At 46.2% G+C, this 12,722-nt stretch carries 14 protein-coding genes; all 14 read left to right on the plus strand.

Annotation, left to right across the window (positions count from 1 at the left end; all coding sequences use genetic code 11):
- Positions 1 to 125: 125 nt before the first annotated feature.
- Positions 126 to 1,064, plus strand: coding sequence for a quinolinate synthase NadA (gene nadA / locus NSS82_RS00615; protein ID WP_036678753.1), 939 nt, complete (start codon positions 126 to 128; stop codon positions 1,062 to 1,064).
- A 39-nt stretch (positions 1,065 to 1,103) separates the two neighbouring features.
- Positions 1,104 to 2,720 (plus strand): L-aspartate oxidase, encoded by a 1,617-nt coding sequence (nadB, locus tag NSS82_RS00620; protein WP_076105842.1) that lies wholly within the window; start codon positions 1,104 to 1,106, stop codon positions 2,718 to 2,720.
- Positions 2,710 to 3,585 (plus strand): carboxylating nicotinate-nucleotide diphosphorylase, encoded by an 876-nt coding sequence (nadC, locus tag NSS82_RS00625; RefSeq protein WP_076105844.1) that lies wholly within the window; start codon positions 2,710 to 2,712, stop codon positions 3,583 to 3,585. Before nadB ends, nadC begins: the two co-directional genes overlap by 11 nt.
- Complete coding sequence (locus tag NSS82_RS00630) at positions 3,582 to 4,349, plus strand: type III pantothenate kinase (protein WP_036678745.1); 768 nt, start codon at positions 3,582 to 3,584, stop codon at positions 4,347 to 4,349. The genes nadC and NSS82_RS00630 overlap by 4 nt, the downstream gene beginning before the upstream one ends.
- Positions 4,350 to 4,397: 48 nt before the next feature.
- On the plus strand, positions 4,398 to 5,282 hold the full coding sequence (hslO, locus tag NSS82_RS00635) for an Hsp33 family molecular chaperone HslO (protein WP_036678742.1): 885 nt from the start codon (positions 4,398 to 4,400) through the stop codon (positions 5,280 to 5,282).
- A 9-nt stretch (positions 5,283 to 5,291) separates the two neighbouring features.
- A complete protein-coding gene (locus tag NSS82_RS00640) occupies positions 5,292 to 6,236 on the plus strand; it encodes a peptidylprolyl isomerase (protein WP_081383712.1) in 945 nt (314 codons plus the stop codon).
- A 141-nt stretch (positions 6,237 to 6,377) separates the two neighbouring features.
- On the plus strand, positions 6,378 to 7,316 hold the full coding sequence (cysK, locus tag NSS82_RS00645) for a cysteine synthase A (protein WP_036678737.1): 939 nt from the start codon (positions 6,378 to 6,380) through the stop codon (positions 7,314 to 7,316).
- A gap of 338 nt (positions 7,317 to 7,654) precedes the next feature.
- Positions 7,655 to 9,268 carry an anthranilate synthase component I family protein gene (locus NSS82_RS00650; RefSeq protein WP_076099924.1) on the plus strand — a complete coding sequence of 538 codons (1,614 nt, stop codon included), beginning with the start codon at positions 7,655 to 7,657 and terminating at the stop codon, positions 9,266 to 9,268.
- Positions 9,265 to 9,846 (plus strand): aminodeoxychorismate/anthranilate synthase component II, encoded by a 582-nt coding sequence (gene pabA / locus NSS82_RS00655; RefSeq protein ID WP_036678733.1) that lies wholly within the window; start codon positions 9,265 to 9,267, stop codon positions 9,844 to 9,846. Before NSS82_RS00650 ends, pabA begins: the two co-directional genes overlap by 4 nt.
- Positions 9,843 to 10,724, plus strand: coding sequence for an aminotransferase class IV (locus tag NSS82_RS00660; protein WP_076273190.1), 882 nt, complete (start codon positions 9,843 to 9,845; stop codon positions 10,722 to 10,724). The genes pabA and NSS82_RS00660 overlap by 4 nt, the downstream gene beginning before the upstream one ends.
- The gene (folP, locus tag NSS82_RS00665; RefSeq protein ID WP_076099927.1) at positions 10,721 to 11,578 is read left to right on the plus strand and encodes a dihydropteroate synthase; all 858 of its coding nucleotides are present in this window, start codon (positions 10,721 to 10,723) and stop codon (positions 11,576 to 11,578) included. The genes NSS82_RS00660 and folP overlap by 4 nt, the downstream gene beginning before the upstream one ends.
- Positions 11,579 to 11,608: 30 nt before the next feature.
- Positions 11,609 to 11,971 carry a dihydroneopterin aldolase gene (gene folB, locus NSS82_RS00670; RefSeq protein ID WP_036678726.1) on the plus strand — a complete coding sequence of 121 codons (363 nt, stop codon included), beginning with the start codon at positions 11,609 to 11,611 and terminating at the stop codon, positions 11,969 to 11,971.
- 11 nt (positions 11,972 to 11,982) lie between these two features.
- Positions 11,983 to 12,534: a 2-amino-4-hydroxy-6-hydroxymethyldihydropteridine diphosphokinase gene (folK, locus tag NSS82_RS00675; protein WP_036678725.1), complete on the plus strand. Its 552-nt coding sequence runs from the start codon at positions 11,983 to 11,985 to the stop codon at positions 12,532 to 12,534.
- Positions 12,486 to 12,695, plus strand: coding sequence for a helix-turn-helix domain-containing protein (locus NSS82_RS00680; protein WP_076099929.1), 210 nt, complete (start codon positions 12,486 to 12,488; stop codon positions 12,693 to 12,695). Before folK ends, NSS82_RS00680 begins: the two co-directional genes overlap by 49 nt.
- Positions 12,696 to 12,722 lie beyond the last annotated feature (27 nt).

A 12,722-nucleotide genomic window follows, 5' to 3' on the forward strand; every position in this document is an offset into this window, starting at 1 on the left:
ACATTAGTGATTAATATTACTTACTATTTATATCAGCATGTTCATTTTTTCACCATGATGGCGCATGCCATTTGATAACATCATGTCGGCGAAAAGCCGCGAGGATTTAAGGGGGAGAACAATCGGTGGAAGCTCTGGCGCTTGAGCGCAAGCAGGAACAGAATCGAGAACTTCGTATACGTCTTGAACAGCTTAAAAAGGAACGAAACGCAATCATTTTAGCTCATTATTATCAGCGTGATGAAATTCAGGAGGTTGCCGATTTCCGGGGCGACTCTTTTTTACTCGCTCAGAAGGCTGCAGAGACAGATGCGGAAGTTATTGTATTCTGCGGTGTTCATTTCATGGGGGAAAGTGCAAAAATTTTAGCCCCGAACAAAACCGTCCTAATTCCTGATGAACGTGCAGGCTGTCCAATGGCAGATATGGTCAATGTAGACGGTTTACGTAAGCTAAAAGCTCAACATCCAAATGCTAAAGTAGTCACTTATATCAACTCGTCCGCCGAGATTAAAGCAGAAACCGATATTTGTTGTACCTCTGCTAATGCTGTGAAAGTAATCGAATCCCTTGACGCCGAAGAGATTATTTGGGTCCCAGATAAGAATCTTGGTCAATATGTACAAGATCAGACGGGCAAGAAGCTGATTATCTGGGAAGGCTATTGCAACACTCACGACATGTTGACCGTCAAAGATGTAGTAGAGATGAGAGCAAAATATCCAGATGCGGAATTTGTAGTTCATCCAGAGTGCCGTCCTGAAGTAGTGGCCATGGGTGACTATGTAGGCAGCACTACATCAATTCTGGAGTATTGCCGGAAATCGGATCGTAAGCAATTTATCGTTGGAACGGAAGATGGTACCGGATATCAGCTTCGTAAGGATAGTCCAGATAAAGAATTCCATTTTGCTACCAAATTTCTTGTTTGTCCTAATATGAAAGTTAATAATCTAAAAAAACTGGTGAAATGCCTGGAGACGATGAAGCCACAAATCTATGTACCGCCTGCTGTCGCCGACAAAGCCAGAACATCCCTAGAGCGCATGCTACAAGTCCGGTAGCATGCGCTACTCTTTCGTTGAAACAGGTGAAAAGCGGTCATGATTCCACAATATTTGGTTGATTTTGATCTTCGGGATATTCCTACGGTAAAGACAGATTGTATTGTTATTGGTTCAGGGATTGCCGGATTATTCACGGCTATTAAAGCCAGTGAAGATCGGCGTGTCATAATGATCACAAAGAAATCAGTAATGGAAAGTAATACTCGCTATGCACAGGGGGGGATCGCAGCTGTTATAGCTGAGGATGATTCCCCTGCTTACCACCGGCAGGATACCTTAATGGCCGGAGCAGGTCTTTGCTCCTCAACAGCTGTCGATGCACTTGTTAATGAAGGGCCGGAAGGCGTTCATGAGTTAATTCGCTTAGGAACTCTGTTTGATAAGGAAGATGGGGTACTGGCTTTGACTCAGGAAGGAGCGCACAGCCACCGCCGTATTTTGCATGCTAATGGGGATGCTACCGGTTATGAGATTGTTCGTGCATTGGCGGAACAGGTAGCGGAACATGAGAATATTGAGGTCTGGGATGATCATTATGTTATCGATCTCATCACTGAAGGTGGCGAATGTGTAGGCGCATTATTGCAGCGGCCCGGTGGTGGACGGTTGTTCCTGCAAGGGGATGCGACCATTTTGTGCTCTGGTGGAGCAGGACAATTATATCGATACACTACCAACCCTGAGGTAGCTACAGGAGATGGTGTAGCGATCGCCTATCGCGCTGGTGCTCATATACGAGATATGGAATTTATTCAATTTCATCCTACAGCACTTAGTTACCCAGGAGCTCCTAGATTTTTAATCTCCGAAGCTGTGCGTGGGGAAGGAGCAGTCTTGCGCAATATTAATGGAGAGCGGTTCATGGAGCGTTATCATAACCTGCTTGAACTAGCCCCGCGGGATATTGTAGCGCGAGCTATTGTAAGTGAAATGGAACTTACTAAATCAACGTTCGTTTATTTGGATATTACACATGAATCTCCAGAGATGGTGAAGCATCGGTTTCCCACAATATATGAGACATGTATGGGCTATGGACTGGATATTACAAGTGATTGGATTCCAGTGGCTCCTGCTGCGCATTATATGATGGGGGGGATTAAGACCGATCTGAATGGAGAGAGTACCGTCCCGCGTCTGTTTGCTTGCGGAGAGGTTTCCTCCACAGGCCTGCATGGCGCTAACCGTTTAGCTAGTAATTCTTTATCTGAGGCCATTGTATTTGGACAGCGTATTATTGATCGGATTCATGAGCTTTCCCCGCTGGACCGTGATGTTTTATCGGTTATCAGTAACGAGGGCCGTGTAGATTCGCCAACTCAAGCTATTGTGGAACGTCGTTTGAAGCTACAGAAGGTAATGGTTCGATATGCCGGACTACGTCGTAACGAAGAGATGTTACTTAAAGGATTAGATGAATTAAAACGACAGCTGCCAATCTTTGGATCAGCTTTGTCCAAACGTGAGGAATATGAATTTGCTAATATGCTGACCTGCTGTTTGCTTGTGACAGAGTCTGCTCTGGCACGGGAAGAGAGCCGTGGGGCGCATTACCGTGAGGATTATCCGCAGCGGGATGATGATCAGTGGCGTAAGCACCTGCTTCAAATTCGCGAACTGGGAATAGTGGAGGAATTAAGCGATGATGTTTAATGGTTACAATGAAGAACTAGTACAATCTATCAAGGCTTGGTTGCGGGAAGATGTTGGTTCCGGAGATGTAACCACGCAGATGACGATTCCAGTGGGCCATGAGTCCAAAGGGATTATTCATGCCAAGGAAGACGGGATAATTTGTGGCATCCCAATTGCAGAGCTGGTCTTTGAAATTGTGGATCCGGCGCTTAGTTTTACAGCCCTTGTCGAGGAAGGTCAAGCTGTAACCAAAGGGACTGTAATTATTGAGGTTGAGGGCAGCACACATGCGATTCTAACAGGTGAGCGGCTTGCGCTTAACTTGATGCAGCGTCTTTCGGGTGTGGCATCACGTACAGCTTCTTTCGTGCAGGTGCTGGAGGGATTACCGACTCGCTTAGTGGATACACGTAAGACAACACCAGGTCACCGGATGCTGGAGAAATATGCTGTTCGTATTGGTGGAGGCTTTAATCACCGTTTTGGCTTATATGATGCAGTTATGATCAAGGATAATCATATCAAAGGCGCGGGTGGTATTCGGCAGGCTGTAGGTCGTGCTCGGAAGAACATCCCGCATACGATGAGCATCGAAGTGGAGACCGAAAATTTAGAGCAAGTCGAAGAGGCGCTGGCAGCAGGTGCCGACATTATAATGCTCGATAACATGTCTAACGATATGATGAAGCAAGCCGTGGTTAGGATTAAATCCCAAGCTCCGCATGTTAAGACAGAGGCTTCTGGAAATGTATCGTTAGAAACCGTACGCGGGATTGCTGAAACGGGTGTGGATGTGATTTCTGTCGGGCGCCTTACGTACTCCTTCTCCAGTCTGGATATCAGTCTAGACCTTAATGCTAAGAAGGAAGGGCCTTTGTCATGATGCTTGCTGTCGATATCGGTAATACCAATATTGTTCTCGGTGTATATAGAAAACGCGAATTGCTGCATCATTTTCGGCTAAGCACTGCGCGCCAATCGACCGTGGATGAATATGGAGTAATGATACACAATCTTTTTCACATGTCAGGTATATCTGTCAAAGACGTTGAAGGTGTAATTATATCTTCTGTTGTTCCACCACTGGTTAAGACTATTGAGGATATGTGTATTAAATATATAGGGAAAGACCCATTGATTGTTGGACCAGGGATTAAGACGGGGCTTAACTTACGTTATGAGAATCCGCGTGAAATTGGCGCAGACCGGATTGTTAATGCAGTTGCTGCGATTGAACAATACAAATGTCCACTTGTGGTTGTTGATTTTGGTACGGCTACGACTTTTGATTGCATTGATGCAGGTGCTAATTATCTTGGTGGCGCGATAGTTCCTGGTCTAGGCATTTCAACAGAGGCATTATACCAGCGGGCATCTAAGCTGCCGCGAATTGAATTGGAGAAGCCTAAAAAGGTCATCGGGCGTAATACGGTGCATGCGATGCAGGCCGGAATTATTTTTGGCTATGCGGGTCAGGTTGAGGGCATCGTTAAACGAATTAAAGTCGAGATGAACGCTCCCGAACTGAAGGTTATTTCGACCGGAGGCCTCGCCTCGCTAATTGCGGGTGAAACGGACTGTATTGATGAAGTAAATCCTATGTTAACGCTAGAAGGATTAAGAATTATTTACGATCGTAACCAATAAAGATAAAGAAGCCTAAAAAGGCGAAGAGATAGGAGGGCTATGCACCCAATGGAAAAAAAGAAGGATCGACTAATCCGCGGCACGGCTCTTAATGGTAAAGTGAGAGCGTTTGCTGTCCGCACAACTGAATTGGTTGAAGAACTGAGACGCAGACACGATACGTATCCAACGGCTACAGCCGCAATGGGACGTACAGTTACCGCTGCAGCCATGATGGGCGCTATGCTCAAGGGTAGTGAGAAGCTGAGTATTATGGTTAAAGGGAATGGACCGATCGGACAAATCGTTGCAGAATCCAATGCATTGGGAGAAGTGCGTGGTTATGTGCATAATCCACACATTCATTTACCGAGCAATAGTATGGGGAAACTGGATGTAGCTGGAGCGGTGGGAACTGAAGGGTTCATTGATGTTATAAAAGATTTAGGCATGAAAGAGCCGTACCGAGGTAGTATTCCTATTATCTCCGGGGAGCTTGGCGATGATTTTACTTATTATTTTGCGGTTTCTGAGCAAACTCCAGCTGCGGTTGGCCTAGGTGTATTGGTAGATACCGATGAGTCGGTAATTGTGGCTGGAGGGTTTATTGTTCAACTTCTTCCTGGTCTGACAGATGCGGAGATTACTGAGATTGAAAAAGCTGTAGGGGCGATGCCTTCTGTAACAGCACTTCTCGATCAGGGGCTGGAGCCAGAAGAAATGCTGCGCTACCTTTTGCCGGATGCAGTGGTTATGGATGAACTGGATATTAACTTTGCTTGTCAGTGTTCGCGTGAGCGGGTAGAGCAGACATTGGTTAGCTTAGGGCGGGATGAACTGGAGAGATTAATTGCAGAAGATGAACAGGCTGAAGTCGTATGCCATTTTTGCAATGAGGCTTATGTTTTCAATAAGGACGATTTACAGGTCATTTTAGAACAAGCGAATTCGTAGGGCATTGGGATGATGACGAGACAGGAACGTGCACTTCGCAATACGGTTATTATTCTAGCTGTTGCAACTTTAATGCTCGGGGGTCTATTATTCTGGAGTTTGCGCGCCATGGCCCTACTTAAAGGAGATACAACAGACAATGAATCACCGGATGTAGCGACTGCAGGCGGACAACCGATAACGGATCAGCAGTGGATGGATGAGCTCAAAAAAAAGCATGGAGAAGAAGTGTTAATCAGTATGCTTAACCATATTGTCGTGGACATGGAAGCTAAGGCCTTAGGAATTACCGTGACAGACGATGAGGTTAAGCAGGAACTGGCACGCACTATAGTTGGATACGAATCAGAAGCGCAATATTATGCTCAAATGCAATCTCAGCTGGGATTATCTCGTCAGGAAGTGTTCGCAGAGACAGCTTATCGTCTGTCCTTACAAGCGATAGCCACGGTGGGCATTACAATCAGTGATGCCGATATAGATGCTTATTTAGAGCAAAATGCCGAGCGCTTCGTTCCAAAAAAGGAAATGCAGCTTTCTATGATCAAGGTTTCATCCTATGAGGAAGGTCAGCAGGTAATGGATCGCTTGGAACAGGGTGAGGATTTCGCTGATTTGGCTAGGGAAGTGTCTATTGATGAAGAGAGTCGGCAGCATGGAGGCAGTTTAGGCAAAGTAGAGGAAGACGACCCTTTTTGGCCAGAGGGAATGTTAAAGACTGCGGCTGGATTGGATGTGGGTGATATAGCCGGTCCGATCGAGACAGGGGAAGACTTCGCCATTATTCGCTTGGAGAGTATTCACTCTCCAGAAATGCCAGATCAGAAAGAAATTCGGGCGCTTGTACGTCAAGAGCTGGCTTTGGAGCAAGCCCCTCCCTTGCAGCAGGTGGAAAGCAATTTACGCAATAAATATGAGGTGTCAATAAATATTGACAACAGCCTGCAAGATTGATAATATGATATTAACGTAAACCCTACCGTTTTAGTCGGAAATAACTGACGGTGGTCAACAATTTAAACTCCACACACAGAAGCATAAAGTCACAATTTACGTTCTTATATCGCATTTATCATTCTAAGGAGGTTTTTGCTCATGGCTAAAGTCGTTAACAACGTAACAGAATTGATCGGAGGTACTCCGCTCGTTCGTTTGAATCGTCTGGCACAGGAAGGCTCCGCAGATATTTATTTGAAATTGGAATATCAGAACCCGGGATCAAGCGTAAAAGACCGGATTGCAATCAGCATCGTGGAAGAAGCTGAGCGTGAAGGTCTACTGAAACCAGGAGGTACGATTGTAGAAGCTACTAGTGGTAACACTGGTATCGGCCTGGCACTTGTAGCTGCTGCTAAAGGTTATAAGGCAGTTATCGTAATGCCGGAAACAATGAGCTTGGAGCGCCGTAATCTCCTTCGCGCATATGGAGCGGAATTGGTGCTGACCCCAGGATCGGAAGGTATGAATGGTGCGGTTAAGAAAGCAGACGAAATTCTGAAAGAGAACCCAAGCTATTTCCCATCCGAGCAATTCAAGAATAAAGCGAACGTGAAGATTCACCGTGAGACTACTGGACCTGAAATTATTGACGCTATTGAATCCATCGGCGGTCCTTTGGATGCTTTTATTGCAGGTATCGGAACAGGCGGAACGATCACTGGTGCGGGTGAAGTGCTGAAAAGCCAATATCCTGATATTAAGATCTATGCTGTGGAGCCTGCTGCTTCCCCAATCTTGGCTGGAGGCAAACCAGGCCCTCACAAAATCCAAGGTATCGGAGCTAACTTTATCCCTGAGATTCTGAACCAAGATATCTATGATGAAATCATCCACGTTGAGAATGATGAAGCTTTCGAAACTGCACGTCGTGTAGCTAAAGAAGAAGGCGTCTTGTCTGGTATTTCTTCAGGTGCTGCTGTATTTGCCGCACTTAAAGTAGCCAAAGATTTAGGCCCTGGCAAAAAAGTAGTAGTCATTATCCCAAGTAACGGCGAACGTTACCTGAGCACACCACTTTACAATTTCGAAGCGTAATTGTTTGCAATAACGTAAATCTATAAGAGTCTTCATACCACTTTTTTGGTGGTGATGGAGACTCTTTTCGTTGATTTAAAAGGCATTAGGTACTGTGCATATATGGCAGGCTAGACGTGGTAATTTTATTATTGTTGAAAAAAGCTCTGGTTTTTGCAGAAAACGAAAAAATCATAATAATTTCCTATCGCTGAGGGCTTTTCAATAATGCCTTAAGTACAGTATACTGACAGGCAATATACTACTGATGATTGGACAAAACTAAGCAAATGCTTACGAAGCGAGTTTTGTCTCGAAGATTAAACTGTAAGATGATGCTAGACAAAACTTTTAGGAGGATGGCTTTGGAAATCATAACAACCTGGAACGAGTGGGAACAATGGGCTGCTGAAGACTGGAGCATGTTTCCCTTGATTATAAAATCCCCCCGGTGCACAAACGAATTACCCGCGTCCTGGGAGAAAGCCTGGGAGTTAGCTTCCCAGTATTCTGTAGTTTTAGAAAGTGGTAAGGGTGGCCGTTATACGTACTTGGGCTTGAACCCTGTTTCGATATTGAAGGGCAAGGAGGATAATGCGGAAGTATTTAGCTTCCCTACTGAATCTTTGGAATCAGCATCAGTGGACGAGGAGAGGATACCTGAGGCAACAACACTACATGGACAACCGCTGGAGCTACTGCAGCAATGGATGTCGGATTTTACGTCACCTAAGTTAAAGGATGAAGATGTTCCTCCTTTTTCTGGTGGATGTATTGGTTTCCTTGGTTATGATGTGGTTCGTTCTTTGGAACGATTGCCGTCTCTTGCCCAAGATGATCCTGGTTTTCCTGATTATCTTTTTATGAGGTTTGACGAGATATGGATTTATGATCACGAAGAGCATGTGTTGTATTGTGCTGTTCACGTTCCAGTTCCAGCAGACTGTGGGATGGAAGAGCTGCAAAATCTTTATCTTGGCAGTATAGAACAGGCTGGACAAATGGTAGAGCAGTGGCAGCTGATATCTTCAGCTGCAGGATTGGATGATGAGGCTGTGGGCAGCATTGAGGCCCTTACAGTTTCATCAGGAGAGTGGCCGGGCATGGCTTCCGCTTTTTCGCCTGAGAAGTTTCAGCAGGCAGTGCTGGACGTTCAGGAATACATCCGCCAAGGCGATGTCTTCCAAGTGAACCTCTCGCTGCGCCAGGAGGCGCAGCTGAAGTCCCCGCCGGAGGATGTTTACGAGTGGCTGCGCAAGCTCAACCCGTCCCCGTACATGGGGCTCTTGCGGTCGCCCGGCTTCGCGCTGTCCAGCGCTTCACCGGAGCTGCTCGTCAAGCTGCACGGGGACAAAGTGAGCGCCCGGCCAATCGCCGGCACCCGGCGCCGGGGACTCACTCCCGCGGAGGATGCCGCCATGGAGGCGGAGCTTCGCGGGAGCGAAAAAGAGATCGCCGAGCATATCATGCTTGTCGATCTGGAACGCAACGACATCGGGCGTGTCGCTGCATACGGTTCCGTCAGCGTGCCGGAGCTGATGACGGTGGAGCGCTACTCTCATGTGATGCATCTCGTTTCGCAGGTAGAGGGCCAGATTGCGCCGGATAAAGACGCGTATGCGGTTATTGCAGCTTTATTCCCCGGGGGGACTATTACAGGGGCTCCCAAGGTAAGGACAATGGAGATTATTGAAGAATTGGAGCCGGTTCGACGTGGACCCTATACAGGATCGATGGGTTTTATTGACTATAACGGCAATATGGAATTAAATATTATTATAAGAACGCTGGCTGTAAAAGACGGGGTCGGATATATTCAGACAGGTGCCGGCATAGTGATCGATTCCGATCCCTACCGTGAATACCGTGAATGCCATAATAAAGCCAAAGCGGTAGTGAAGGCAGTACTCTGTAGTGAACTGCAGCAGGAATTGCCAGCTACCAGCGGAGCCGAAGGGGGAGTAGCACTGTGATCTTGGTCATCGATAATTATGATTCCTTTACGTATAACCTCGTACAGTATTTAGGTGAGCTTGGGGAAGAGGTTAAAGTGCACCGCAATGATGAAATTACCATCGAAGAGATTGAAAAGCTGGCACCTGACCATATTCTAATTTCACCAGGCCCATGTACGCCAAATGAAGCGGGAATTAGTCTGGAATTGTTGCATCATTTCAAGGGGATCATTCCGATCTTCGGCGTATGCCTTGGACATCAAGCGATTGGACAAGCATTTGGTGGCAATGTCATCCGTGCTGAGCGTTTGATGCATGGGAAGACATCGCCTATTTACCATAACGGGACCTCAGTTTTTGAAGGTCTGGAGTCTCCATTTACAGCTACCCGATATCATTCACTGATTGTAGAGCGGGAGAGTCTCCCAGATTGCTTGGAGATTACGGCTGAGACTGAAGAAGGGGAGATTATGGCATTGCGCCATAAAGAATACCCTATTGAAGGTGTGCAGTTCCACCCGGAATCTATTATTACGGATCATGGTCATACGATGCTGCGTAATTTCTTGAAACGGAGAGCCGGAGAAACGGCATGAAATATATAGGATTTAACAATGGTGTCATTGACGCCCGAGAAACCGTGGTTTCTGCCTTGGATCACGGCTTTTTGTACGGCATTGGCTTGTTCGAAACCTTTAGGACCTATGGGGGAGTTCCCTTTTTGCTGGAGCGTCATTTGAAGCGTATGGCAGAGGGTTGCAAGGCACTGGGCATTCCATTTGAAGCAGAAGCGGCACATCTACTTGACTGGATTAAGCGCGTTATGGACAAAAATGAATTAAAAGAAGCTTATATACGCTATACCGTAACAGCCGGTGAGGATATTCTCGGATTACCTGCTGGTGATTATCAAAAGCCTAATCATTTGTTGTACATCAAAGCGCTGCCGAAAGTACCAGATAAACTCTATAGTGAAGGCAAAGAGCTGCAGCTGTTGTCCTTGCGGCGTAATACTCCTGAGGGAACAGTGCGATTCAAGTCGCTGCATTATATGAATAACATTCTGGCTAAGCGAGAGCTTAGAGGGTATACTTCTGCGGCAAATGGTGCTGAAGGACTAATGCTGACGGCAGAAGAATTTATTGCCGAGGGCATTGTCAGCAACATCTTTTTTGTAAAAAACAACAGGCTCTATACCCCAGATCTTACAACAGGGATACTTCCGGGAATTACCCGGGAAATGGTAATGGAGCTGGCTCTTAGTGCAGGCCTTAGTGTTGAAGAAGGAACATATCACTGGGAGCAGTTAAAAGCTGCTGATGAAGTGTTTCTTACCAATTCCGTACAAGAAATCGTTCCTGTTACTGGGGTGTGGCACGGAGATGCAAGATTTACTATAGGTACTGGCCAGTGTGGAACAATTACTGCTGGCTTGATTTCATTATATAGAGATAGGACGGCGATTTCGAAATGAGACCAGTCCTCTTTAAGCGGACATACCGTTGTGGAAATACAGACTTGGAGTTAGGAAATCGAACATTGATTATGGGCATCCTTAATGTGACCCCGGATTCTTTTTCGGATGGAGGACTTTGGGATCATCCGGACAAAGCAGTTGAGCATGCGCTGCGTATGGCTGCAGAGGGTGCTGATATTATTGATATCGGCGGTGAATCTACTCGTCCTGGTCATCAACCGGTGGGACTTGAAGAGGAGTTAGCCCGTGTATTGCCTGTGATCGAGAGTATTCATAAGGCGGCACCTCACCTTCCGTTATCTATCGATACCTATAAAGCTGAAGTAGCCCGCCAAGCTATAGCTGCGGGTGCCCATATCATTAATGACATATGGGGTTGTAAGGCCGATCCGGAAATGGCGGCAGTGGCCGCTGCTGCTGACTGTCCTATTATTTTGATGCATAACCGGCAGGACCGTAATTATACGAATCTGAGTGCGGATATGTCGGCTGACCTTAAGGAAAGTATTGATCTTGCGGTAGCCGCAGGCGTTAAGCCGGCCAATATCATATTGGATCCAGGTATCGGCTTTGCTAAGGATTATAATGAAAACCTGCAGGCAATGACGCTTTTAGACGGGTTGACTGAGTTAGGTTATCCGTTGTTACTGGCGACTTCCCGCAAAAAATTCATCCGCACGGTACTTGATTTGCCGTCTGATGATGTTGTGGAAGGCACCGCAGCTACAGTAGCTTTTGGGATAGCTCAGGGTTGCCAGATCGTACGTGTACATGATGTATCTCTGATTAAACGAACGGTTAAGATGTGTGATGCGATGTTGTATGCTGCACCTCCAGTGGTGCGTGAATAGCTATATTTTACGAAAAAGGGCGGATTAATCATGGATAAAATGACAATGCATCGCATGGAATATTACGGATACCACGGTGTATTTGAGGAAGAACGTAAGCTGGGACAACGTTTTTACATTGATTTAGAGCTGGAGCTTGATTTGCAGGGTGCGGGCTTGAATGATGATTTGAGTCAAACCGTGAATTATGCTGAAGTTCATGAATTAGTCAAAAACATTGTCGAAATAAAGTCTTTTAAGTTGATCGAAGCTTTGGCAGAATATATTGCATCCTCCGTACTGGACACTTATACTGTTATCAATGCAGTAACGGTTAAGGTAACTAAACCCCATCCGCCTTTCGACATTCATTTTCAGGGAGTGACTGTAGAGCTGCGCAGAACTAGAAAGTGAGAACAAGGTCCATGAATATACATTCCACCTCTGAAGAATCAGAGGCTTATATTGCTTTAGGGGCTAATTTAGGTGACCGCGAGGGCACACTGTCAGAGGCTTTGAACAGACTGGACGCTCATGATGAAATATCGGTGGTCCGCTGCTCCAAAGTTTACGAGACAGAGCCAGTAGGTTATTTAGATCAGCCGCAGTTTCTCAATATGGCAGCAGCTTTGCGAACGACACTTGCGCCCGAGTCCTTGCTGGAAGTGATGTTGGGGATTGAAACGCAGTTGGGTCGTATCCGGGATATCCGCTATGGACCGAGAACGGTAGATTTGGATTTGTTGTGGGTTGAGGGTCAGGTGCTCGATACACCACATTTAACGTTACCGCATCCACGCATGTTAGAGCGTGCTTTTGTATTGTTTCCGCTCAGTGACATCGTTCCACAGAATGAACAATCTTCCGGACTTCGCAAGCTGATTACAGCAGCGCTTCAAGACATAGACGGGAAGGAAGGAATTCGGTTGTGGACAACAAGCGTTTGGGACGGAGGGTCAGGGCATTCCGTAAGCTAAAAGGGTATACTCAACAGGATCTTGCGGATCTTGCCGGAATTTCCTTGGCTGTGCTTGGTGCAGTCGAGAGGGGTAACAGACGATTAGAAGATCAAATTTTAGATAAAATTGCGAATGTCCTAGGGGTTACAACAGAAGAGCTTGTGGATCCCAACTCATAATTTCCAAGAATTAAAAGGCAGGAAGTG

Origin of the sequence: Paenibacillus sp. FSL H7-0735, from assembly GCF_038008505.1 — a bacterium.
GTDB classification, from domain to species: domain Bacteria; phylum Bacillota; class Bacilli; order Paenibacillales; family Paenibacillaceae; genus Paenibacillus_AQ; species Paenibacillus_AQ odorifer.

Bases quoted from the DNA above. Each gene is read 5' to 3' on its own strand.
- nadC (WP_076105844.1), top strand. From the start codon at position 2,710: ATGATGTTTAATGGTTACAATGAAGAACTAGTACAATCTATCAAGGCT.
- folB (WP_036678726.1), top strand. From the start codon at position 11,609: ATGGATAAAATGACAATGCATCGCATGGAATATTACGGATACCACGGT.
- hslO (WP_036678742.1), top strand. From the start codon at position 4,398: ATGGAAAAAAAGAAGGATCGACTAATCCGCGGCACGGCTCTTAATGGT.
- folK (WP_036678725.1), top strand. From the start codon at position 11,983: ATGAATATACATTCCACCTCTGAAGAATCAGAGGCTTATATTGCTTTA.
- NSS82_RS00660 (WP_076273190.1), top strand. From the start codon at position 9,843: ATGAAATATATAGGATTTAACAATGGTGTCATTGACGCCCGAGAAACC.
- cysK (WP_036678737.1), top strand. From the start codon at position 6,378: ATGGCTAAAGTCGTTAACAACGTAACAGAATTGATCGGAGGTACTCCG.
- NSS82_RS00650 (WP_076099924.1), top strand. From the start codon at position 7,655: ATGGCTTTGGAAATCATAACAACCTGGAACGAGTGGGAACAATGGGCT.
- nadB (WP_076105842.1), top strand. From the start codon at position 1,104: ATGATTCCACAATATTTGGTTGATTTTGATCTTCGGGATATTCCTACG.
- NSS82_RS00640 (WP_081383712.1), top strand. From the start codon at position 5,292: ATGATGACGAGACAGGAACGTGCACTTCGCAATACGGTTATTATTCTA.
- NSS82_RS00630 (WP_036678745.1), top strand. From the start codon at position 3,582: ATGATGCTTGCTGTCGATATCGGTAATACCAATATTGTTCTCGGTGTA.
- folP (WP_076099927.1), top strand. From the start codon at position 10,721: ATGAGACCAGTCCTCTTTAAGCGGACATACCGTTGTGGAAATACAGAC.